This is a genomic window from Paenibacillus sp. IHBB 10380, assembly GCF_000949425.1.
In the GTDB taxonomy this organism is placed as follows: Bacteria; Bacillota; Bacilli; order Paenibacillales; family Paenibacillaceae; genus Paenibacillus_AQ.
This window is the reverse complement of sequence record NZ_CP010976.1, coordinates 2,585,692-2,607,258: the sequence shown is the minus strand read 5'-3', so window position 1 is coordinate 2,607,258 and position 21,567 is coordinate 2,585,692. Positions and strand designations below refer to the sequence as shown.

The window sequence follows — 21,567 nt, the reverse complement described above, 5'->3', positions numbered from 1 at the left end:
TGAGTTTTCACAAGATACAAGCAAATATCGGCAGACAATGAGGTGCATGACACATGAATGGAAAAATTGTAGTAGTCGACGACGAACCTATTACAAGAATGGATATTCGTGAGATGCTTGAAGAAGCGGACTACAAAGTAGTAGGGGAAGCTTCTGATGGTTTTGAGGCCATCGAGTTATGTAAGAAGCATCTGCCCGACCTGGTTATTATGGATATTCAAATGCCTATTTTGGATGGGCTAAAGGCGGGCAAACGAATCATTTCAGAGCAACTGGCCGGCGGAGTTATTCTCTTAACCGCCTTCAGTGACAAACAGACAATTGAAAAAGCATCCTCTATCGGTGCGATTGGTTATCTGGTGAAACCGCTCGACGAAAAATCGTTGATACCTATGATGGAAGTGACGATTGCCAAAGGCAAGGAAATACGCAAGTTGGAACAAGATTTATCGAAGCTATCTCAAAAGATGGAAGAGCGAAAAGCGGTTGAGAAAGCGAAAGGGATTTTGATGAAGGAGAACGGCTGTACCGAAGAGGAGGCCTATCAAACCCTGCGCAAACTTAGCATGGATCGACGATGTCCGATGATGGAAATCGCAACAACAATCGTCATGTCCTATGATTGATTTCAAAGAACGGATTGCGCGTTTGTGCAACCTGCATACGGGGTTGGCTGATGCGGATATCGTGCGACTTACCGAAATTGCCGAGTCATTTGAAATGTCTAACGGGCAGGATGATGTGTTCATCGATGTTCTATCCAGTGTGGCCAATGAGGCGATTGTGGTGTACCACTATCGTCCGAGCTCGGGCAAGTCGCTTTATCGGCGGTCAGTCTCGGGGGAGAGGGCGCTGCGCGAGAACGAACCCGGCGTGCTAAGAACGTTGGAGACGGGAATCATGTCACAGGGACTCGTCGCCAATACGCAAGAAAACCATCTGGTCAGGCAAACCGTGTATCCGATCAAAAATCAAGAGGGTGTCATTGCGGTTATCATCTATGAAAAAGATGTGAGCGACAATATTCAAGCCCATTTCGATGTGACCGGCACACAATATGAAGACGGCGAAATATCTTCTACGTTGACCGCTATGCTGCGGTTCAATGATACCATCATCAATCAGTTGGAGGATGCCGTCCTTATTTTCGACAAGTATGGACTCGTAAAGCTGAAGAACAAGAAGGCAGACGTGTACTACCGGCAGCTAGGTTATTTGGAGGATATCCAGGGGCTGCACTATGACAACCTGTCGCTGGATCAGACGACCTTCTCCGGCGTGATAAAGGAGTACTCTTCGTCCCCTTCCTGTTCATTGACGACAGATGTGAAGGTAGCCGGCTACTATTATCAGGTGAAACGGTTGTTTATTACAGAACGGGATTTTCGCGTAGGCGTCATCTTGCATGATGTGACGGAAATCAAGGACAAGGAAGCGGAGATTGTCTCCAAGTCGGTGGCTATTCGCGAAATCCACCACAGGGTGAAAAACAATTTGCAGACGGTGGCGTCACTGCTTCGTATCCAGGGGCGGCAAAGTGAAAGCCCGGAAGCCAAAAAATGTTTGAACGAAAGTGTGAGTCGGGTGCTGGCCATCGCGGCCACCCATGAGTTGCTGTCGACGGAGATCGAAGCACATGTGGATTTGCTGGATGTCATTCGATTGATTGCTTCTAATATTCAACGATGTTTTGTCGATTGTAAAAATATTAATATAGAAATGAAAGCAGCACAAAGCATTTGTCTCGATAGCGATCGCACTGTTGCGATTGCGCTGATTGTTAACGAACTCTTACAAAATGGTTATGAGCATGCCTTCGGTGACTGCTCAGATGGTAATATTACGGTACATGCGCTTCTTGAAGGCGGATTGGTCACTGTAGAAGTGACGGATGACGGAATGGGATTTCCCGTCAAAGAATGTTCGCGCAAAAGCTTGGGGTTATCCATTGTCCGCAGCTATGTGAAGGACAAGTTGAAAGGGAAGCTTGCGATTACGTCCAATCCAAAGGGTACAACGGTTACGTTTACCTTCAAAAAATAAATATTCGGACTACAATGGTGTAGTCTTGCAAGCAATGAGGCTTAAGGTTATAAATTCCTGCGAATCAGGAGTTTATTATAACTTTAGGCCTTTTTGTTTGCATATAAGAAATTTATGTATTCATAGAGGTGAGAGAAATGAACGAAGAACTGTTAAGTGTAGGTATTGATATGGGAACATCCACGACCCAGCTCGTGCTGTCCAAGTTGTATATCCAGAATCTAGGATCTGCCTTTTCTGTACCCCGTCTGGTCATTACGGACAAAGAAGTGGTCTATCGAAGCGATATTTGCTTCACACCTGTGCTTGAGGATAACCGGATTGATGTTGGAGAAATCCAGACATTCGTACAAGAGCAGTACCGAAAAGCCGGCATTCGCAAAGAAGAGATTCAAACAGGCGCCGTCATTATTACTGGCGAGACGGCTAGAAAAGAAAACGCCAATGAAGTGTTGCTATCGTTAAGCGGATTTGCCGGGGACTTTGTGGTCGCCACGGCCGGGCCGGACCTGGAAAGCATCATTGCTGCCAAAGGCGCCGGAGCCCATACGTACTCCAAGGAACATTCCACTTCCATTGTCAACATCGACATTGGGGGCGGCACCAGCAATTTGGCGCTGTTCTCCAGCGGCGAGCTGCTGGATACGGGATGTCTGGACATTGGAGGTCGTCTGATCAAGGTAGACCAGGTGACACGAGAGATTACCTATATCGCGCCCAAAATCAAACAGCTTATAGCGCGAAGAGGAATTCAGTTGGCACTCGGGCAGCGGGTAACGCCGACCGAACTTGAGCCGATCATTCAGGAAATGGTCAAGCTGCTCGAAGAAAGCGTCGGCCTCCGGCCGCCAGGCGATTTCTTCGACATCATCGTCACGAACAAAGGGTTGAAGCTGGATCGAACCATTCCGTGCATTTCCTTCTCTGGAGGGGTGGCCGACTACATTTACCAAGAAGCGGCGGACGATGTATTCAAGTTTGGAGACATCGGGATTTTGTTGGGAAGAGCGATTGCTACCTCCTCATTGACACAGCAAATGACGGTGGCAAGAGCGGCCGAAACCATCCGAGCAACCGTCGTGGGGGCTGGTTCCCATACGACAGAGATCAGCGGGAGTACTATCACCTATACGGAAGAGAGTTTTCCGATTAAGAATATTCCAATTCTGAAGCTCGCATGGGCGGATGAATCGGGAAGCGATGAGGTGCTGGCAAAAGCCATTTCCGACAAATTGAACTGGTTCAAGCTGAATAATGATTTGCAGAAAGTGGCGATTGCGCTGGAAGGGAAGAAGAGTCCAAGCTTCCTGGAGGTGCAGAAGTATGCCCATGGATTACACAAAGGAATGGCAGAGATGCTGGAAAAAGAGTATCCGCTCATCGTGATTGTTCATCATGATATAGCTAAGGTGCTCGGACAGACGCTATATGCTCTGCTTGGCTACAAGAAGGATGTCGTCTGCATCGATAGTGTGCAAGTTGACAACGGAGACTATATTGACATCGGCAAGCCGATTGCGGGAGGCAAGGTATTGCCCGTCGTCATTAAAACTCTCGTGTTTAACTAATAGAGTTGTACTTGGAAGGAGGAGCTTTTGTGATTTTAAAAACCAAATTGTTTGGTCGAGCCTACCAATTTAAAACGCTGATGGAAGTCATGGCAAAAGCAAATGAAGAAAAATCGGGGGACAAGCTTGCCGGTCTGGCAGCTGATTCGTCAGAAGAGCGCGTAGCGGCCAAAGTGGTTCTGTCTCAGATTAAAATGTCGGACTTACGCGACAATCCTGCGGTTCCTTATGAAGAGGACGAGGTTACCCGCATTATTCAGGATCAGGTTAATGAACTTATCTATAGCGAGATTAAAAATTGGACCGTAGAAGAGCTGCGCGAGTGGATTCTGGATGAAAACACGACCGAATCCGACATCAAGCGTGTGTCGCGCGGACTTACCGCAGAAATGGTTGCCGCAGTAGCTAAGCTTATGTCCAACCTCGATTTGATGTACGGGGCGAAGAAGATTAGAATTACGGCCCACGCCAACACGACGATTGGCCGGTCGGGCACCTTATCGGCCCGTCTGCAGCCGAATCACCCGACCGATGATCCCGATGGAATCATGGCTTCCCTGATGGAAGGCTTGACCTTCGGTATCGGGGATGCGGTACTGGGGCTCAACCCAGTGGATGACTCTGTGGAAAGCGTCACACGTATCTTGAACCGCTTCGAAGAGTTCAGACAAAAGTGGGAGATTCCTACGCAAACATGCGTTCTGGCCCATGTCACTACTCAGATGGAAGCCGTCAAGCGAGGCGCGCCGACAGGCCTGATCTTCCAATCGATCGCAGGCTCGCAGAAGGGCAATGCAGCCTTCGGATTCGATGCTGCCACGATCGCGGAAGCGCAGCAGCTCGTGCTGAATCACGGACAGGTAGCAGGTCCGAATGTCATGTATTTCGAGACGGGCCAAGGATCGGAATTGTCATCGGAAGCTCATCACGGGATCGACCAAGTAACGATGGAAGCACGTTGCTACGGATTTGCCAAGAAATATAACCCGTTCCTCGTGAATACCGTGGTCGGTTTCATCGGTCCTGAGTATCTGTATGATGCGAAGCAGGTTATTCGCGCCGGATTAGAAGATCATTTCATGGGTAAATTATCAGGAATTTCCATGGGCTGCGACGCTTGCTACACCAATCATATGAAGGCGGATCAGAACGATCTGGAAAATTTGGCGGTCCTACTGTCCGCAGCAGGCAACAACTTCTTCATGGGTATTCCGCATGGCGACGATGTCATGCTGAACTATCAAACAACCGGTTATCACGAGACCGCAACGCTGCGTGAATTGCTCGGTCTACGTCCGATTCGGGAGTTTGAACTATGGATGGAGAAGATGGGTTTCATAGAAAATGGCAAGCTGACCAAAAAAGCCGGGGACGCATCTGTGTTTCTTAAGTAAAGAAGGGAGGAAGCTCTTATGGAAGAGAAAGATCTGAAATCGATGATTGAATCCATTCTCATGGAGATGGTAGGAAACAAACCGGTGGAAGCAGCCGAGCCTGCCCGCACGGAGGCGCCTGTACAGCAGACGGCGGTTGCCGAGCCGGTTCTTGCCGAACTTGCGCAGACGACTCAGCCTGCGGAAGAGGAAACGGACAGCGGCGAATATCTGGATGACATTACGGAGGTTGATCTTCGCAAGCTGTTGCTGGTTCCCGACCCCGCGGATCGCGAAGGTTACATGAAAATGAAGGCAAAGACGCCGGCTCGTCTTGGGGTTTGGCGTGCAGGACCGCGTTATAAAACATTTACTTCGCTGCGTTTCCGTGCTGACCATGCCGCTGCGCAGGATGCCGTGTTCTCCTACGTGTCCGAGGAGTTCGTGAAAGAAATGAACTTGGTGGCGGTAGAAACCATGTGCCGGGACAAGGATGAATACATTACACGTCCTGATCTGGGCCGTCAGTTTTCGACTGATACAATCGAATATATGAAGAAGCATACCACTAAGCAAGCCAAGGTACAGATGATGGTCGGAGACGGATTAAGCTCCGCGGCTATTGAAGCCAACCTGCGCGACATCGTGCCGGCCATTGAGCAAGGACTAAAGATGTATGGCATCGAGGTGGGGAATATTTTGTTCGTCAAGCATTGCCGCGTTCCATCCATGGATATGGTCGGAGAAGCCACTGAAGCAGACGTGGTCTGTCTCCTAGTAGGAGAACGGCCGGGTCTTGTAACAGCAGAATCGATGAGCGCCTATATCGCCTACAAACCGACCGTTGGCATGCCGGAAGCGAGACGGACGGTCATCTCCAATATTCACTCCGGCGGAACACCTGCGGTTGAAGCAGGAGCACACATCGCTGAGCTGATTAAGACGATGATTGAACGACAAGCTTCGGGGATTGATTTGAAACTATAGGAAACTTGAAGGAGGTCCGTATGAGAAACGAACCGATTCATGCAAAAGTATTGGGCATAAAGCTCATCTCCAACGTAAGTCCGGATATGGCGGAAAAGCTGAATCTGAAACCACACCATAAAAGTTTGGGGATCATTACCGCCGACTGTGACGATGTCACCTATACGGCGCTGGACGAAGCGACCAAAATGGTAGAAGTGGATGTTGTGTACGCAAGAAGCATGTATGCCGGTTCAGGCAATGCTTCCACGAAGCTGGCGGGTGAAGTTATCGGAATTTTGGCTGGGCCAAGCCCCGCGGAAGTGCGCAGCGGAGTGAATGCGGCCGTTGATTATATCGAGAGCGGAGCGCATTTTGTAAGTGCCAATGAGGATAATAGCATTACCTATTTTGCCCATTGTGTCTCTCGCACAGGTAGTTATTTGTCTCAGACTGCGGGCATCAGAGAAGGAGAAGCGCTGGCCTATCTCATTGCCCCGCCGCTTGAAGCGATGTATGCGCTGGATGCGGCGCTGAAGGCCGCCGATGTCACTATTTCCACATTCTTTGGCCCGCCTTCTGAAACTAACTTTGCCGGCGCCCTGCTAACGGGCAGCCAGTCTGCTTGTCAGGCAGCATGTGACGCATTTGCCGATGCGGTGCAATTCGTCGCAGACAACCCGACGAGTTACTAAGGTAGATGGCTATGAAAAATATTGCGTTAGGCCTTGTTGAAGTAAGAGGGTATCTGGGGGCAATTGCCGCGGCGGATGCTGCCTTGAAGGCAGCAAGCGTCACATGTATCGGCCTGGAAATCATCAATGGCGGGTTAGTTACGGTCAAAATCACAGGTGACGTTGGAGCGGTACAGGCCGCCGTGGAAGCGGGAGCGGACAAGGCGACACAATTGAATGTGCTCCTGACCCGTCACGTAATTGCCAGATTACATGAGGAGACGGCCGCCATCGTTATGATGACGGACATCGAACAAGCAGAAGAACAATCGGCAGTGAAGGACACATACGACGAGAATGCGGCTCAGGATAGTACAGACACTGCTGAACTTGACACACCAAGTACGGATGCAGAGGAAGCAGATGTGGTAGCCGATGCCGTGGAAGAGAAAGCTGATGCAGTAAGCACGGAACCCGACGCAGATAAGCTGGATTTCGGACGAATCAGTGTGACTGAGTCTGCGGCTGACAAATCCGAATTGTCTGTGCAAGCAATGAACAAACGTCCAAGCCCAATCATCGTCATCGATTTGCCGAAGGAGCCGGCAAAAGAACAGGCAGGATCAACGGGGGCTTCACCTGTCATGAAAAGTAGGAAACCTGTTGTAAAAGAAACGAGTCGAACCACGAAAACGACAAAATCTCGTTTGTAAAAAACGTAGTGGAGAGAAGGAGTATTGATGGAAACATTGGATAAAGACCTAAGATCCATTCAAGAAGTCCGCAACCTGATCAAGAACGCCAAAGAGGCACAAGCCAAATTGGCTGTTATGTCGCAGGAACAAATCGATGCGATTGTCAAAGCGATCGCAGATGCGGGCTACGAACACCGCGAAAAGCTGGCGAAGATGGCCTATGAAGAAACGGGCTTTGGCCGCTGGCAAGATAAAATCGTCAAGAATGCATTTGCTTCCAAGCATGTGTATGAGTCGATCAAGGATATGAAAACCGTAGGCGTCCTGAAGGAAGACAAAGCGAACAAGATCATGGAAGTGGCTGTTCCGGTCGGTGTGGTTGCTGGATTGATTCCGTCCACGAACCCGACATCGACAGTTATCTATAAAGCATTGATTTCGCTCAAGGCAGGGAATAGCATCGTATTCTCCCCGCATCCGAATGCGTTAAATAGCATCTTGGAGACGGTGAATATCATCAATGAAGCAGCAAAACAGGCAGGATGCCCGGACGGAGCTATTGCTTCCATGACAGTTCCGACCATTCAGGGAACCGACCAATTAATGAAGCATAAAGATATGGATTTGATTCTGGCCACCGGCGGAACGCCAATGGTTAAAGCCGCCTATTCATCCGGCACACCGGCCATTGGTGTAGGACCCGGAAACGGTCCGGCCTTCATTGAGAAGAGCGCCAACATTCCATTGGCAGTCAAACACATCTTGGAATCTAAAACATTCGACAATGGCACCATCTGCGCTTCTGAACAATCCGTTGTTGTAGAAACGTGCAGCAAGGATGCGGTTGTGGCCGAATTCAAAAAGCAAGGCGGATATTTCCTGCCCACAGAAGAAGCTGCACAGCTGGGCAAGTTCATCATGCGGGCAAACGGCAGTATGAATCCTCAAATCGTGGGAAAAAGCGTGGAGCACATTGCCAAGCTGGCTAATCTCCAAATTCCAGCGGGCACGCGCGTACTGCTGGCCGAAGAGACCCGCGTCGGCCACAACGTTCCTTATTCCCGCGAGAAGTTGGCCCCTATCTTGGCTTTCTATACAGAAGATAGCTGGGAAGCGGCGTGCGAACGGTGCATCGAGATTTTGAATGGTGAAGGCGCAGGGCATACGATGGTCATTCACTCTGACAATGAAGAGATCGTGCGTCAGTTTGCCCTGAAGAAGCCGGTATCCCGCCTGTTGGTGAATACGCCTGGTACATTGGGTGGCATCGGCGCGACTACGGCTCTCGCTCCCGCACTCACGCTCGGTTGCGGTGCGGTAGGTGGCGGATCGACATCCGATAACATCAGCCCTCTCAATCTGATGAATATCAGAAGAGTGGCTTATGGTGTGAAGGAACTGGAAGATTTGGCGGAGCAAGCGCCACAAATCGAAGAGGCAGTCATCAACCTTGCCGATAAAGAGCAATTGATCAACATGATTGTCAAAAGAATTTTGTCAGAATTGTAAGGAATGTAAGGAATGGTTACCCCAAAAAAACTAACATATATCTAGGAGGAATTTTACAATGGCAAACGCAAACGCATTGGGAATGATTGAAACAAAAGGTTTGGTAGGAGCAATCGAAGCGGCGGACGCAATGGTGAAAGCGGCAAACGTAACGTTGATCGGTAAGGAGCAAATTGGTGCCGGTCTCGTAACGGTTATGGTTCGCGGCGACGTTGGCGCTGTTAAAGCGGCAACGGACGCAGGTGCGGCAGCGGCAGAGCGTGTAGGTGAATTGCTATCTGTGCATGTCATCCCAAGACCGCATTCGGAAGTGGATGCAATTCTTCCTAAGACGAAGCTAGCGGAATAATAACAGATTCAAGGCAGGTATAACGACCAAGATGGATGCAGCGTGTGCTGCATCCATCTCACTGCCTGTCGCGATAGCGGCTCGGATCATTCCCGAGAGTAAAAGGATGTGAAAACATGGCTGTTATAACCGAAAATGAATTGCGCAAACAGTTCAGAAATCAGAAGCTGAAAGATATCGAGGTATACGAAGTTCCTAAAGGAGTAATTCTGACTCCGTCGGCCAAGAGCTTCTTGATCGAGAATAAGATTGAGCTTCGTTATGTGGGAGCACCCGATGCTCCGACACCCCAAAAGGAAGTTAAGCTTCAAATCACCAAAAATGTGGACAGTGAGCAGGAACCAATAGAAGGAAAAAAACGTTTTCGCACCATGTACGGCGGTTTTTTGGAGACCAAGCCAGAGCACATGACCCATTTATATGGCAACATGCTCGTGTTTAAAGATCATCCCCGGATTATATTTCGTGGCAAGCTGGATTCGCTGGAAACGAAAATTTTGGAGGCGCAGATTAGCTGCTCTAAGCTGAACATGACCAAGCTGGTCGATGATTTGGAAGAGATACTGCTGTTTATTAGAAAAATCGTGCGGTGTGAAGTGCTGAATGAAAGCATAGACGATTTTCAATTGCTTGGGATGACACCTAAGGAATTGCGTGAACAATCCCATTTTCCCAAGAAGTATTTTGGATTGGAACATTTTCAACCCAGCTATGATATGGGCGAAGCGGTTGTTGTCATAAATGCGTTACGCACATGGACGAGAGAAACGGAGCTATTTGCATACCAGGCCTTTAAAAAGGAACATGGGAGCGCAGAGCGTGAAGATATCATCCGGACGCTCAACCGACTCTCTTCGTTATTCTGGATCATCATGTTTCGAATTCGTGTAGGACACTACAACTCATGAGGTGAGGATATTGAATAATCAACTGCTAGAGAACATCGTGAATGAAGTGTTAAAACGCGTGCAGGAAGAGACGTATATTGACATCGAAGCGTCGGGCAAGCATGTTCACTTGAACCGGGAAGCGATTGACGCCCTGTTTGGAACAGGTTATCAATTGACGAAAGCGCGCGATCTTTCCCAGCCTGGACAATACGCCTGCAAGGAGCGCGTCACGCTGATCGGGCCCAAAGGAGCATTGCATAATGTTGTAATACTCGGACCGGAACGCAAGGAATCGCAGGTGGAAATTTCGCACTCGGATGCCGTCGTACTGGGAGTGCCAGTACCGGTGAGAGAAAGCGGCAAATTGGAAGGAACTCCGGGTATCGTAATCGCTTCTGGCACCAATATGATTCGACTGGATAAAGGGTTGATCGCGGCCCAGCGCCATATCCACGTAAAGACGGAAGATGCTGAAAAATATGGTTTGAAAAACGCAGAAATCGTACAAGTTAAGGTACTTGGTCAGCGTCCGCTCATCTTTGACGACGTGCTGGTACGGGTCAGTTCTAACTATGAAACGTACATGCATATCGATTATGACGAAGCCAATGCATGCGGCTTTGCGAAAGGCACCAAAGGGAAAATTTTGAAAAAGAGCATCTAGATCTAGGAGTGTGAAATAATGAATATAGAAGCTCTGGATAGGGAAGCGCTCATTCAGACGGTAACGGAGGAAGTCTATAAGCGAGTGCAGCAGCGTCAGGCAGCACAAACGATGCCGACCGTCAAACAGAAAGCGGTTCTTCTGTCTGCTGAGCCCGCATCTGAGCTGGAGAATATGCTGAACGAGCATTATGACGTGCAGTATTATGATGAGAGCATCAGAGACTGCGAGCTGGTTATCATTCCCAAGATTTGCATTCAGCTGCTGTCCAACCTCGCCAACGGCATAAGCGCGGGCAACCGTGAACGATTTCTTTTGACCATGCTTTTAAAAGGGAAAAAGGTTGTCGCTTTGGAAGAAGGACTAGCTTACAGGAAATATAAGCCGACAGCGCCTGTCCTGCTATACAAGCTGTATGAAGGACAGGCGGATAAACTCTGCAGCTTCGGCATTCGGTTTGTCCCAACCATGGAGCTGCTGTCTGCTTGTCTGGAAAATGCAGAGGTGGCAGATGTTCATACGGAACTTGAGGCTACGCCCTCTGGGCTGGAAGTTCTGTCTAGGAAAGTTATTACCGAAGCCGAGCTGAAAAAATACCACCTCCGCAACATCAGAGAGATTGTGGTCGATCGAAATAGCATTATTACCCCGCTTGCGCAGGATTATTTAAGAATGCAGCAGATGAACATACACAGAAGATAGGGAGGTGAGTCTATGATCGTAGGAGAAGTTGTGGGTAGCTTGTGGGCTACCCGTAAAGATAAGAAGCTAAACGGTCTTACCTTCCTGGTAGTGAAACCGTTCTCGTATGACAAACAGGTTCAGCACGAATACTTTGTTGCCGCGGACAATGCGGGAGCAGGCATTGGTGACACCGTTCTCGTGACGAAGGGAAGCGCTGCCAGAATATCCATAGCGAGTGCAGACGCGCCCGTTGACGCCGTCATCGTAGGTATCGTCGACTCCCTCGAGTTGCCTCATGAGTAGCGCCATCGGTGTCGTCGAACTGCGCAGCATTAGCAAAGGTTATGAGACCGCCGACCGCATGCTGAAAACATCTTCTGTGCATGTACATCATCTCAAGCCCATTTGTCCGGGTAAGTTTCTGATTATCATCAGCGGCGATACTGCAGATGTCCAAGAAGCGATGGACTTCGCAAAGGTGGAAGCTAACGATTTCAGAATCAGCGATTTTGTGCTGCATGGGGTTCATCCTGAGATCGTAGAGGGCTTAAAAAAGCGCTATTCCCCCCAGCCTGTAGACGCGATCGGAATTATGGAAACGTCTACGGTATCTTCCGGTATTTTTGCGTTGAACAACGCCTTGAAGCAGAGCGATATCCATGTCAAAAGAATGAACCTCGGCATGGCGATTGGCGGTAAGTTCCTCGCCGTGTTTACAGGAAGTGTCAGCGATGTGGAGCAAGGGATGAAGGTCATTCTATCCTCTATGGATGAAAAACGGATTGTTCATTATTCCGTGATACCATCCCCAGCTGAAGAAATAAAAAACCATTTCAAATGAGAATGGAGGAGCATCGCATATGGAAATCAATGAGATTATCATCTACATCATGGTTATTTTCATGGTTTTGGGTGCCGTCGACAAATGCATTGGGTACAAATTTGGATTAGGTCATCAATTTGATGAAGGGATTATGGCCATGGGGTCGTTAACACTGGCGATGGTAGGGATTATTTCGTTATCACCCGTATTGGCCAAGCTGTTAAGTCCTATTGTAGTACCCTTGTATACCGCGTTAGGAGCAGACCCGGCTATGTTTGCGACGACGTTGTTAGCCAACGACATGGGTGGATTTTCACTAGCACTTGAATTGGCAAATAATCCGGATGCAGGCATGTTTGCTGGAGTTATTCTAGGTGCAATGCTGGGTCCGACTATCGTATTTATCATTCCGGTTGCGCTCGGCATTATCAAAAAAGAAGATCATAAATATATGGCGACCGGTGTGCTTGCCGGCATTGTGACGATTCCGATTGGTTGCTTGACGGGGGGATTGGTTGCTGGTTATTCTATCTCCATGATTTTGTCCAATCTGGTACCGATCATTCTGTTTGCGGCTCTGATCGTGCTCGGCTTATGGAGGTTCCCGCAAGGAATGATCAAGGGCTTCACCATCTTCGGAAAGTTCATTGTCATCGTGGCGACGCTGGGACTCGCGGCTAGCATTGTGCAACAGCTTACAGACATCACGATCATTCCTGGCCTTGCTCCGATTGATGAAGGAATCAAGATCGTCGGGGATATTTCGATTGTGTTGGCAGGCGCCTTCGCGATGGTATTTGTCATTACGAAAGTGTTCAATAAGCCATTGATGAAGCTGGGTAAAATGCTAGGCATGAATGAGATCGCGGCAGCAGGCTTAGTGGCCACGCTGGCCAACGTCATCCCGATGTTCGGTATGATGAAAGACATGGATGCTCGTGGTAAAGTCATCAACGTGGCCTTTGCCGTATCTGCCGCATTTGTGTTCGGGGATCACCTTGGTTTTACGGCTGGGGTAGCCAAAGACATGATTTTTCCAATGATTGTCGGAAAACTAGTTGGCGGAATTACGGCTATTTTTGTTGCAATATACCTGTCCAAAAAAATGATGGTAGAACCGAAGCTGGAAGGGTAGCAGAAGTAAGGTGTGTAAGAACCACTCACTAAGCATTTTTTTAATTCATTTTGCATGGTGTTGTTCCTTACTTTATGAATTATATCCTATATATATAGTGCCAAAAGGTCGGTCTCTTCGGAGACGGATCTTTTTGTTTTAATCAGAGCTTGACCGCTGTTTGTGCAATATTCCAGGGCCGTTCATTTGACCAACTGATAGCCACACAACGATTGAACGATTGTATTCAGTCGTTATTTAACGATGGAATATGAACGGCGTCAAATCAATGATAACCGAGCACTAGGTGGGCTATTCTTTCTCCAGATGGCCGAAACGAAGACAAAGAAGAACAAAACGTCTGTTTTATGTCAACTATGATGAAGACACGACACAGGAATGGTCACGAATACGACAACGTTATATAAAAGGGATGCATATCTATTACAACTGATTGCAACTGATCATAACTAACCTTAAAAACACAATATAAGTATAATATAGAACACTTGTACGTATTTTGATTAAAAGGTAAAATATAGATACAATTGAATCTTGGGTTTATAATATTGAATTAGAACAAAGGCAAAAAAATGAGATATATACAAGGTTTAAGAACGAAATTGATGAAGTAACTCCTGTCTATCAATTTGAAAGACTCTATACTCTTTTGTCAGGCTATAAATCTTTCGTTAAAGTTCAAGGAGCACACCATATGACATTTAGTGATGTACCCATGCACTATAAAGAAGAACAAATATCTGAGAAACATAAGATTATTAGCAAATATGCTTCTAGTTTATCATCTGATAACACCGTATTCACGCTACGGTTGCTGACGCTCCCTTGGTCTGTCAGAGGTATTTCGATGAAACGGTTTAAGGCATACAAGCCTGCAAACCTACCGCGTCGCGGCTGGCACCAAGTTGCCTTAAGGTCTCGGCTTCGTGGATACACAAGGTTAGATAAAATCGACAGAAAGAGGTAAAAGATGAAGAACATAATAACATTAAAGCAGCTATCAAATATAGCGGAAGCTGATATATTAGATCATGAATTCTCACAACGATATAGATGGTATTGTCAAAGTGATTATTATCATAAATGCCTAGAAGAAAACCTTGAAGGTAAACGAATAACTTTAATGGTGTTTTACGAGGATGCGTTAGCAGGATGCTGTCATATACTTTACAATTCACAATATCCATACTTCCGCAATGATAATATACCAGAGATTAATGATTTGAATGTATTCCCTGAATATAGAAGAAAGAAGATAGCTAGTAGAGTATTTGATGAGCTAGAGATGATTGCTTCAAAAACATCTAGATATATAGGTTTGGGTGTTGGGTTATACCAAGATTATGGTAACGCTCAAAGAATGTATACTAAGCGTGGATATGTGATGGACGGAAGAGGAATGACATATAAGAATAACCAAGTACAACCTGGTCAACCAGTGATGGTTGATGATGATCTTCTAATTTATTTAGTTAAAGAATTGTATTAATTAAAGCATTGGTTAATAATTCAAGGAAGTGTCGATATGGCCTTTGAAGGGATATTACGCAAACAGTTATATACCAAAAGTGAGCACCAGGACGTAAAGATGCATTCAATAATTAAAAACGAAGTGTAAGCTATTTATAAAAGGCACTTTTTCGTAGATAAAAGGATGCCCTAAAAGTAAGTTTTCGTCATATTATTATGATATTCTAGAAATAAAAAGGGGAGTTATTGTGCCTAGTTATGACTATGAATCTAAAGATGCATTGAAAAGCGCCATCCATGTTGGCTATCTGTCTCTAGATATTGAATTTGATGGAATTGATGATTGTCAAAAAGACATCCGTATTCAAGAGGTGGATCGCACGCCTGCAGAAATCATTGCCTATCAACTTGGCTGGATGAATCTTGTTATGGAATGGGACAGGAATGAAAAAGTAGGTGAAACCGTTACTATGCCTGCTCCGAACTATAAATGGAATCAACTTGGCGGACTGTATCAATCGTTTTATCATACATATGCTCCCTACTCTTTAGGCGAATTGAGATCTTTATTTAAAGAAACAGAACAGCAATGGCAGAATTGGATTGATTCATTGAGCGAAGAAGAACTTTTTACGCAAGGTGTTCGACATTGGACAGGTAATAATCCGGGATGGGCGATGGTCAGATGGATTCACATCAATTCAGTTGCACCTTTCAAGAATTTTCGTTCTAAGATTCGTAAGTGGAAAAAGCTTCAGTTACATTGATGCTTTTTGGACACCCTACACTTCATTCCCTTAAGGTATTGGGGGCTCAAGAATGCAATTACGTTATATGAAATCAGCGCAAACCACAAAAATTTCTGCTAAGGATGAAAGTTTTGCTTTAAGGATTTCTGATTTAATGGAACACTTTAAAGTTGAGAAAAGTGCTTTTATTGGTCCATCTTATGGCGGGGGTATAATACTGAGAATAGCAACTTTTATGCCAGAGAAAATTGCGTGCTCTGTTTTGGTGGCACCGTCTGGATTGCAGCTAGGCTCAAAGATGAAAATGATACATAAAATACTTCTTCCGATGATACTATTTAAAATGAATTCATCACAAAAACAATTGCAAAAAATTGCAGATGTGATGTCGTTTAACAGCATGAAAGAAATAGATAAAAATATTATCGGGGAAATTTTTACACATGTTAAATTAGAACAAGACATGCCTAAATTAACTGAAAAGAGAGAGCTTTTGAATTATTCCTCTCCTACAATGGTTTTGGACAATTCCTCGACGTCAACTATTAAATTTTTAACGACAGAAAGGCTGGATACTATCAGTAAGGGGTAGCATGTTGAAATAACGAGTGAAGGGTATTGAACTAAGTGTAATTTTGGAATCACGTGTAGTAGATTTTGTTTATCCGACTTTGCAATTATAGAGATAGACCTCTATGAAGCAGGTGGTTTCATTAGAACGCTTGGGGATATGTTATTACGCATTCCTTATCACGAGGCTGTTCACACAGGTCAGTTGTTAGACTATATGAGAACAATGGGAATTGACCGCCCTAAGATATGGGATTGATAGTTTAGAACAAGGCATTGACTTTCTTAAAGACTTGTTTTTATGCAATCCGAAGCATTTCAACTGTTATATGATTAGATTTTTGGCACGCTGAAATAAGCATTTGTTAAACTCGATTTTCAAATGCTACGTTTTTACCAAGTTATAACCAATGAAACCAGTAGGGACAGTTGTCCAAATATTTAGTTGCCACGCCTTGAAAACGTTCCATCCAGTCTTTCAAACGGTTATGAGAGTTATTAACGTGTTGGATGTGGTAAATCTCTTTCTTCATACGTTTTTTTTTGTTCATTTACAGTTTCGTGTTGCAATCTCTTGATTTTGGAAAATTTCTTGTAGTTGGTTGCTGTATCTGTGCGTAACAAAGCAGATGGGTGAATATACTCACCTATCACAGCGTCGATTTCTTCGGCTTTTACACGCCCTGTTCCTGCTTTACGAGCAATCATATTGCCATTACGGTCTTGTGCAACCACAACAGCAATTTTAAGATTTTGTCAGCCGAGATTAAGTATTCAGTAGCAAGGACAGCAATATTACTTAAATCCGAAAGAGTACTCAACGAGATTAAGGGCTGGTATTGACGGGATATAACCAAGCGCGGTGCAGTAAATGGACCCCCATAACGATATCTTCATTGCTCAACCCGCCAAAACCGATTTGAACCATCGACGCCTCAGCCTTGGTGCGTTGCGCCCAAAAGGGGGATACTGCGTAAACCTTGACTCCTTCCTGCTCTGCAGCTTTAATTAGCTCCGACTCATCCATCCCGTTATGTACACGTAATAAAATGTGTAGCCCAGCATCCTGTCCGATCACCGTAGCCTGTTCACCCATCAACTCCCGAATCGCCTCAATCAGCGTGGATTGCTTTCTATGATATACATTCCGCATTTTACGAATGTGGGCTTCCCAATGCCCGTTGCTCATGAATAGCTCCAGTGTCTTCTGATGAAACCAGGATACTGTTTGATCATACAATTGGTAGCCTTGTTTATTATGAAGCTCCAGTAAGGCAGGAGGCAGCACCATATAAGCGATGCGCAGAGAGGGAAGAAGGCATTTGGAGAAGGTTCCCAGATAGACAGTACTGTGATTCGTATCCAAGCCCTGAAGGGAAGGGATTGGTTTGCCGACATATCTGAACTCGCTATCGTAATCATCCTCGATAATGATGCCATCTTGGTCTGCCGCCCATTTCAGCAATTGCATTCTCTTGGAGAACGGCATGACCATCCCATATGGAAACTGGTGAGATGGGGTAATATAGACGATCCTGGATTTACTCTCATATAACTTGTGAATGTTAAGCCCATCCTTATCCAGCGGAATGGGATGGGTGTTGAATCCATTATGTTGGAAAATCGTCCGAACCCCATCGTAGCCTGGTTCTTCCATCGCAATGCTGTTGTTAGCAGTTCTCATCAACCCGGATAACAAGCTAAGCAAATACTGAATGCCCGCCCCAATAATAATTTGATCAGGCGAGCAATTTACTCCCCTCGAATCGTACAGATATTTAGCAATTTCTACACGGAGTCCAGGTTCCCCCTGAGGATCGCCATAAGAGAATAGCTCCACTTGTTCCGGTTGCAAGCATTGATTGGATAGTTTGCGCCAGGTGGCTAACGGAAAGTGTGCGACATCCACATCGCCATATCGAAAATCATATTGAACCGCAGCACTGTCCTGCTTGCTTGCTTCAAACGGCTTTCTTCTTCTTGAATACGGCGCAGGCAACTTCTCCAGTTCCAATTCAATTACATATAAGCCGCTTCTCGGCCTACTTTGAACATAGCCTTCGGCTATCAATTGGTGATAGGCCAATTCTACCGTATTGCGGCTAATATGGAGATGGGATGAAAGCGCACGGATGGAAGGCAATCGTGTCTTAGCAACCAGCTTGCCTCTTATAATATCTTTTTTGATGTGTTGATATAGCTGAAAATATAACGGTTCTCCGGACTTTTCCTCCAGTAATAGTGTCATATCGATCATGCTAGCCCTCCCCATAATCTAATCTGACCCTATAATAATGTTTAGAGTTGTCACTATCATTGGGGTCAGTTAACGATTACAATTATATCACTTCCAGTCGAATATGCGACTATAATTTACTCCCATATAGTAAAGGAAAGGTAGGAATGAGAAAGAGACCTTATTACGGCTGGATTATTTTAAAGTTATCCTTTTTGACATTACTGATGACTGTTCAAGACGTGCGTTCCTCTTTTGGAGCCTTTAGTCCTATAGTGCCTTAATCGTTGGAATCAGCACATTTATCACTTTTCTTGTTACGTTAATATGGTATTTTTTTGTTTTTTGGGATCCTTTTATCGGTAGGCTTCGGCGGCGCATCCAGCGCGGCTGCATCTGTAGCGGTCACGAACTGGTTTCATGGCGCTCCAAGAGATGATTGGATCACCTATTGTTTAGGAGGCGAATGAATTGGAAATAAAATCAAATGATAATGAATTACTTCGTAAGCGACAGCAGACATCTTCGACACAGGGAATGTTCACCGAGCATCCCGGCTTCAGCCGTATGTTCGCCCCCAATAAACTCACGATTGGTATTTTCCTGCCGCTTAAGTTCTATGCAGGTCACATGGACAACTTAAAGGGCCAAGCCGATATCGTGGAAATGATCGATCAACGGAACTTCGCTGCGGTTTGGGTGCGGGATGTGCCGCTGTTTGATCCTAGCTTTGGGGATGCTGGACAGGTCTTCGATCCTTTTACCTATTTGGCATATCTTGCTGCGAGGACAAAGCATGTATCTTTAGCAACGGGCAGTGCAATCTTCACATTACGCCATCCCCTCGATTTGGCCAAATTGGCGTCATCCATTGATGTGCTGTCTGGCGGTCGTCTTGTACTTGGGATTGCCTCAGGCGACCGAGCCATAGAATTTCCGGCTTACGGAATCGATGCCGACCAACGTGATGTTCGGTTTCGGGAGACGGTTGAGTTTTTCCGTAACCTCATTCGACTTCGGAAGCCATCGATTCTATCGTCCCTTGGACAAGTTGAGGGGGTGGAAATGCTTCCCAAGCCTGCAACCGGCGATATTCCGCTCGTTGTGACAGGATCAAGCCGACAATCCCTCGACTGGATCGCGGAACATAGCGACGGTTGGCTCACTTATCCAGAAGCGACAGCAGATGCGTCTGGTCCCCGGAGGCTCTCGGAAAAAATAAGTGCCTGGCGTGAAAAAATACCAGGCGGGATATTCAAGCCGCACATGACCAACGAATGGATTGATCTTGTGGAAGATGCCGATTATCCGAGAACACCGCTCCGCGGAGGATACATTTTGCGTACGGGTCGTAAAGGACTGATTCAGCTATTGGAAGAATGGCAAGCAGTTGGCGTCAATCATGCTGCGCTCGGCATTCAATTTGCCAGCAGACCTCCTGCCGAAGTGATTCAAGAGTTGGCAGAGGAAGTGCTGCCGCTCTTCCCATCGCATGCCGGACCTAATCCGCTATACACCAAATGGTAGCCTATGTATAAATCAACCGTAACCGAGATTTTCTGGACAACATTGGTTCACTCGGGACTCAATGATCGGCTGCTTCATGTCGCAGCGTCCGATCGAGGCTTATGCTTAATTTCATTGCAGGATGATACACATATGAACATGAAGCAATGGGTAGGTAAGAAATTTCCTAATGCGGTTCTAATTGAAGATAAGGAACGGCTTTCTCCTTACCTGGAACAGTTGCAGGCTTATTGTGAGCGAAGAAGCATGTCATTTGAACTTCCCCTTGATTTGCAGGGTACAATCTTTCAGGTTTCCGTCTGGCAAGCGTTGATGAGGATCCCATACGGGCAAATCCGCAGCTATTTAGATATTGCTACAATGATAGATAATCCCCGTGCTGTCCGCGCAGTGGGAACTGCCAACGGGGCTAATCCCATTCCGATTGTCATTCCTTGCCACCGCGTTATTGGAAAGAACGGCACATTGACCGGTTACAGCGGCGGCTTGGAGATGAAAGAAGCACTTCTTCAATTGGAGGGGTATCACGATTACTCTGCTACGGGACACGCTCGGTTTAAATTCTGATGAGGTTTGTTTGTCCCTGTCGAACAGATTACACGACAGTTGAAAAAATGGAATGCGTAAGAAATTAGTATCTGCAACGATTGTGTCTTCGATTCTAATTATGTCTTTAATTAGCTCGTCCAATAAGGATTTCTCACTTAGCTCGTTTCTAAGTGTTTCGATTTCCCTCGGAATTATCGGTCTCCTGGTTGATTACATTTCCTTTCGAAATGTAGATCGGACAGATATCGTTTAGGTCATGAAACAAATACGTTATCATTATTGAGGATTAGGCGGCGATGGTACAGCAGGTTCTCGGTCAAGACCGAGTCTGTGGCCTGCCGTCTCTTTCTTTTTCTATTGCTGGGACATGCATGTTGTTGTATAACGCCTCATATTGACCCTTCGGAACCAGATAGGTCTCATGGAAAATACCCACTGTGCCATCCGTTCCAATGCTTCGGTTAAAATCACGCCAAGCTTTAAGATGATGCTCTCCCTGTCGTGCATATCGCTCTAGCTCCTCAAAGGATCTCCAATATTGAACTAACAGCCCCCCGGATAAATGAAAACTCCCGTCCAAAAATCCCAACTCACGGTTCATATACAGTTCCTTGATCATACGTGGCATCGCCATGAATACAGGCAACCATGTGTGAACAGCCCAAAGACGATTTACTCGCATGCCAATGTTAAGAATGGTATTTCAGCAACTTGACTTAATACATAGCGCACGCCTTCAAACCCGCGTAGGGATCGTTCTTCTATTTCGATGCTCCAAGTGGTTAACAAGAAACGCATCATATACACAGGCAAATCTTCCTTTTTACGGAAAAAATTAAAGAATGTCACACGTGACACTTTCGCTTGCCGGCAAATATCATCGAGCTTCACGTCCCGGAACATATGATCTCCAATCAATGACATGCTGGCTTGGTACAAGGCTATTTTAGTCTTGGCTTTTTTGAGTTCACGCAGAGGGAATGAATTGCGTGTAGTTCATGGAGCGGTGTCCTCTCTTATTATTAACTTGTAACTAAATTAACTTAAGTACATTTATTTTGTCGAGATGGAGTTAAATATGGGCTTAAGAAAT

At 46.1% G+C, this 21,567-nt stretch carries 24 protein-coding genes and 4 pseudogenes; 24 read left to right on the top strand and 4 right to left on the bottom strand.

The window, feature by feature from the left end:
• Window positions 1-53 precede the first annotated feature (53 nt).
• The 21 genes and pseudogenes from UB51_RS11260 to UB51_RS28970 all read left to right on the top strand — a co-directional run.
• Window positions 54-626, top strand: coding sequence for an ANTAR domain-containing response regulator (locus UB51_RS11260; protein WP_044877372.1), 573 nt, complete (start codon window positions 54-56; stop codon window positions 624-626).
• Window positions 619-2,043, top strand: coding sequence for a sensor histidine kinase (locus UB51_RS11255; protein WP_044877371.1), 1,425 nt, complete (start codon window positions 619-621; stop codon window positions 2,041-2,043). The genes UB51_RS11260 and UB51_RS11255 overlap by 8 nt, the downstream gene beginning before the upstream one ends.
• A 137-nt stretch (window positions 2,044-2,180) precedes the next feature.
• On the top strand, window positions 2,181-3,611 hold the full coding sequence (eutA, locus tag UB51_RS11250; protein ID WP_044877370.1) for an ethanolamine ammonia-lyase reactivating factor EutA: 1,431 nt from the start codon (window positions 2,181-2,183) through the stop codon (window positions 3,609-3,611).
• Window positions 3,612-3,640: 29 nt separating this feature from the next.
• A complete protein-coding gene (locus UB51_RS11245; RefSeq protein WP_044877369.1) occupies window positions 3,641-5,005 on the top strand; it encodes an ethanolamine ammonia-lyase subunit EutB in 1,365 nt (454 codons plus the stop codon).
• 18 nt (window positions 5,006-5,023) lie between these two features.
• Window positions 5,024-5,971 carry an ethanolamine ammonia-lyase subunit EutC gene (eutC, locus tag UB51_RS11240; RefSeq protein ID WP_044877368.1) on the top strand — a complete coding sequence of 316 codons (948 nt, stop codon included), beginning with the start codon at window positions 5,024-5,026 and terminating at the stop codon, window positions 5,969-5,971.
• A gap of 20 nt (window positions 5,972-5,991) precedes the next feature.
• On the top strand, window positions 5,992-6,645 hold the full coding sequence (gene eutL / locus UB51_RS11235; protein WP_044877367.1) for an ethanolamine utilization microcompartment protein EutL: 654 nt from the start codon (window positions 5,992-5,994) through the stop codon (window positions 6,643-6,645).
• A gap of 5 nt (window positions 6,646-6,650) precedes the next feature.
• Window positions 6,651-7,337 (top strand): BMC domain-containing protein, encoded by a 687-nt coding sequence (locus UB51_RS29440; RefSeq protein ID WP_082063119.1) that lies wholly within the window; start codon window positions 6,651-6,653, stop codon window positions 7,335-7,337.
• Window positions 7,338-7,364: 27 nt separating this feature from the next.
• Window positions 7,365-8,828: an acetaldehyde dehydrogenase (acetylating) gene (locus UB51_RS11225; protein ID WP_052675875.1), complete on the top strand. Its 1,464-nt coding sequence runs from the start codon at window positions 7,365-7,367 to the stop codon at window positions 8,826-8,828.
• A 58-nt stretch (window positions 8,829-8,886) separates the two neighbouring features.
• Window positions 8,887-9,177 carry a BMC domain-containing protein gene (locus UB51_RS11220; protein ID WP_044877366.1) on the top strand — a complete coding sequence of 97 codons (291 nt, stop codon included), beginning with the start codon at window positions 8,887-8,889 and terminating at the stop codon, window positions 9,175-9,177.
• 116 nt (window positions 9,178-9,293) lie between these two features.
• On the top strand, window positions 9,294-10,085 hold the full coding sequence (locus tag UB51_RS11215) for an ethanolamine utilization cobalamin adenosyltransferase (RefSeq protein WP_044877365.1): 792 nt from the start codon (window positions 9,294-9,296) through the stop codon (window positions 10,083-10,085).
• Between the two features lie 10 nt (window positions 10,086-10,095).
• Window positions 10,096-10,731, top strand: a complete 636-nt coding sequence (gene eutD / locus UB51_RS11210; RefSeq protein WP_044877364.1) for an ethanolamine utilization phosphate acetyltransferase EutD — start codon at window positions 10,096-10,098, stop codon at window positions 10,729-10,731.
• A gap of 18 nt (window positions 10,732-10,749) precedes the next feature.
• Window positions 10,750-11,433 (top strand): TIGR02536 family ethanolamine utilization protein, encoded by a 684-nt coding sequence (locus tag UB51_RS11205; RefSeq protein WP_199925004.1) that lies wholly within the window; start codon window positions 10,750-10,752, stop codon window positions 11,431-11,433.
• A gap of 12 nt (window positions 11,434-11,445) precedes the next feature.
• Window positions 11,446-11,718 carry a EutN/CcmL family microcompartment protein gene (locus UB51_RS11200; protein WP_044877363.1) on the top strand — a complete coding sequence of 91 codons (273 nt, stop codon included), beginning with the start codon at window positions 11,446-11,448 and terminating at the stop codon, window positions 11,716-11,718.
• On the top strand, window positions 11,711-12,256 hold the full coding sequence (locus tag UB51_RS11195; protein ID WP_044877362.1) for a BMC domain-containing protein: 546 nt from the start codon (window positions 11,711-11,713) through the stop codon (window positions 12,254-12,256). Before UB51_RS11200 ends, UB51_RS11195 begins: the two co-directional genes overlap by 8 nt.
• A gap of 19 nt (window positions 12,257-12,275) precedes the next feature.
• Window positions 12,276-13,373 (top strand): ethanolamine utilization protein EutH, encoded by a 1,098-nt coding sequence (gene eutH / locus UB51_RS11190; RefSeq protein ID WP_044877361.1) that lies wholly within the window; start codon window positions 12,276-12,278, stop codon window positions 13,371-13,373.
• A gap of 170 nt (window positions 13,374-13,543) precedes the next feature.
• Window positions 13,544-13,730, top strand: a pseudogene (locus tag UB51_RS29735) (IS4 family transposase); the annotation flags it as partial.
• A gap of 337 nt (window positions 13,731-14,067) precedes the next feature.
• Entirely contained in the window at window positions 14,068-14,340 is a 273-nt protein-coding gene (locus UB51_RS11185) for a hypothetical protein (protein WP_044877360.1), read from the top strand.
• A gap of 3 nt (window positions 14,341-14,343) precedes the next feature.
• Window positions 14,344-14,862 carry a GNAT family N-acetyltransferase gene (locus tag UB51_RS11180; protein ID WP_052675874.1) on the top strand — a complete coding sequence of 173 codons (519 nt, stop codon included), beginning with the start codon at window positions 14,344-14,346 and terminating at the stop codon, window positions 14,860-14,862.
• A 229-nt stretch (window positions 14,863-15,091) separates the two neighbouring features.
• Window positions 15,092-15,610, top strand: a complete 519-nt coding sequence (locus tag UB51_RS11175; protein WP_044877359.1) for a ClbS/DfsB family four-helix bundle protein — start codon at window positions 15,092-15,094, stop codon at window positions 15,608-15,610.
• A gap of 52 nt (window positions 15,611-15,662) precedes the next feature.
• Window positions 15,663-16,184 (top strand): alpha/beta hydrolase, encoded by a 522-nt coding sequence (locus UB51_RS11170; RefSeq protein WP_052675873.1) that lies wholly within the window; start codon window positions 15,663-15,665, stop codon window positions 16,182-16,184.
• Window positions 16,185-16,298: 114 nt separating this feature from the next.
• A pseudogene (locus tag UB51_RS28970) lies at window positions 16,299-16,421 on the top strand (DinB family protein); the annotation flags it as partial.
• A gap of 40 nt (window positions 16,422-16,461) precedes the next feature.
• Here UB51_RS28970 and UB51_RS11165 read toward each other — a convergent pair.
• Both UB51_RS11165 and pdxR read right to left on the bottom strand, forming a co-directional pair.
• Window positions 16,462-16,915 (bottom strand): annotated as a pseudogene (locus tag UB51_RS11165) (IS1595 family transposase); the annotation flags it as partial.
• Window positions 16,916-16,988: 73 nt separating this feature from the next.
• Entirely contained in the window at window positions 16,989-18,419 is a 1,431-nt protein-coding gene (gene pdxR / locus UB51_RS11160; protein WP_044877358.1) for a MocR-like pyridoxine biosynthesis transcription factor PdxR, read from the bottom strand.
• A 450-nt stretch (window positions 18,420-18,869) separates the two neighbouring features.
• Here pdxR and UB51_RS11155 point away from each other — a divergent pair, with 450 nt between their 5' ends.
• Genes UB51_RS11155 through UB51_RS27810 form a run of 3 tightly spaced genes read left to right on the top strand, consistent with a single transcriptional unit; the run spans window position 18,870 to window position 20,727 of the window.
• Window positions 18,870-19,925, top strand: a complete 1,056-nt coding sequence (locus UB51_RS11155; protein ID WP_234405608.1) for an LLM class oxidoreductase — start codon at window positions 18,870-18,872, stop codon at window positions 19,923-19,925.
• A 3-nt stretch (window positions 19,926-19,928) separates the two neighbouring features.
• The gene (locus UB51_RS11150) at window positions 19,929-20,492 is read left to right on the top strand and encodes a methylated-DNA--[protein]-cysteine S-methyltransferase (RefSeq protein ID WP_044877357.1); all 564 of its coding nucleotides are present in this window, start codon (window positions 19,929-19,931) and stop codon (window positions 20,490-20,492) included.
• A 52-nt stretch (window positions 20,493-20,544) separates the two neighbouring features.
• Complete coding sequence (locus UB51_RS27810; protein WP_144407004.1) at window positions 20,545-20,727, top strand: hypothetical protein; 183 nt, start codon at window positions 20,545-20,547, stop codon at window positions 20,725-20,727.
• A gap of 23 nt (window positions 20,728-20,750) precedes the next feature.
• Here UB51_RS27810 and UB51_RS11145 read toward each other — a convergent pair.
• Both UB51_RS11145 and UB51_RS11140 read right to left on the bottom strand, forming a co-directional pair.
• Window positions 20,751-21,171: pseudogene (locus tag UB51_RS11145) on the bottom strand (DUF4188 domain-containing protein).
• Window positions 21,147-21,398: a TetR/AcrR family transcriptional regulator gene (locus UB51_RS11140; protein WP_267884759.1), complete on the bottom strand. Its 252-nt coding sequence runs from the start codon at window positions 21,396-21,398 to the stop codon at window positions 21,147-21,149. Before UB51_RS11140 ends, UB51_RS11145 begins: the two are co-directional and overlap by 25 nt.
• Window positions 21,399-21,567 lie beyond the last annotated feature (169 nt).

Excerpts from the sequence above, each read along its gene's own strand:
- UB51_RS11180 (WP_052675874.1), top strand. The coding sequence starts at position 14,344 with ATGAAGAACATAATAACATTAAAGCAGCTATCAAATATAGCGGAAGCT.
- eutL (WP_044877367.1), top strand. The coding sequence starts at position 5,992 with ATGAGAAACGAACCGATTCATGCAAAAGTATTGGGCATAAAGCTCATC.
- UB51_RS11260 (WP_044877372.1), top strand. The coding sequence starts at position 54 with ATGAATGGAAAAATTGTAGTAGTCGACGACGAACCTATTACAAGAATG.
- UB51_RS11255 (WP_044877371.1), top strand. The coding sequence starts at position 619 with ATGATTGATTTCAAAGAACGGATTGCGCGTTTGTGCAACCTGCATACG.
- UB51_RS11195 (WP_044877362.1), top strand. The coding sequence starts at position 11,711 with ATGAGTAGCGCCATCGGTGTCGTCGAACTGCGCAGCATTAGCAAAGGT.
- UB51_RS11140 (WP_267884759.1), bottom strand. The coding sequence starts at position 21,398 with ATGTCATTGATTGGAGATCATATGTTCCGGGACGTGAAGCTCGATGAT.
- eutA (WP_044877370.1), top strand. The coding sequence starts at position 2,181 with ATGAACGAAGAACTGTTAAGTGTAGGTATTGATATGGGAACATCCACG.
- eutC (WP_044877368.1), top strand. The coding sequence starts at position 5,024 with ATGGAAGAGAAAGATCTGAAATCGATGATTGAATCCATTCTCATGGAG.
- UB51_RS11220 (WP_044877366.1), top strand. The coding sequence starts at position 8,887 with ATGGCAAACGCAAACGCATTGGGAATGATTGAAACAAAAGGTTTGGTA.
- eutH (WP_044877361.1), top strand. The coding sequence starts at position 12,276 with ATGGAAATCAATGAGATTATCATCTACATCATGGTTATTTTCATGGTT.
- UB51_RS27810 (WP_144407004.1), top strand. The coding sequence starts at position 20,545 with ATGCGTAAGAAATTAGTATCTGCAACGATTGTGTCTTCGATTCTAATT.
- UB51_RS11200 (WP_044877363.1), top strand. The coding sequence starts at position 11,446 with ATGATCGTAGGAGAAGTTGTGGGTAGCTTGTGGGCTACCCGTAAAGAT.
- pdxR (WP_044877358.1), bottom strand. The coding sequence starts at position 18,419 with ATGATCGATATGACACTATTACTGGAGGAAAAGTCCGGAGAACCGTTA.
- UB51_RS29440 (WP_082063119.1), top strand. The coding sequence starts at position 6,651 with ATGGCTATGAAAAATATTGCGTTAGGCCTTGTTGAAGTAAGAGGGTAT.
- UB51_RS11150 (WP_044877357.1), top strand. The coding sequence starts at position 19,929 with ATGTATAAATCAACCGTAACCGAGATTTTCTGGACAACATTGGTTCAC.
- UB51_RS11185 (WP_044877360.1), top strand. The coding sequence starts at position 14,068 with ATGACATTTAGTGATGTACCCATGCACTATAAAGAAGAACAAATATCT.
- UB51_RS11215 (WP_044877365.1), top strand. The coding sequence starts at position 9,294 with ATGGCTGTTATAACCGAAAATGAATTGCGCAAACAGTTCAGAAATCAG.
- UB51_RS11205 (WP_199925004.1), top strand. The coding sequence starts at position 10,750 with ATGAATATAGAAGCTCTGGATAGGGAAGCGCTCATTCAGACGGTAACG.
- UB51_RS11170 (WP_052675873.1), top strand. The coding sequence starts at position 15,663 with ATGCAATTACGTTATATGAAATCAGCGCAAACCACAAAAATTTCTGCT.
- UB51_RS11225 (WP_052675875.1), top strand. The coding sequence starts at position 7,365 with ATGGAAACATTGGATAAAGACCTAAGATCCATTCAAGAAGTCCGCAAC.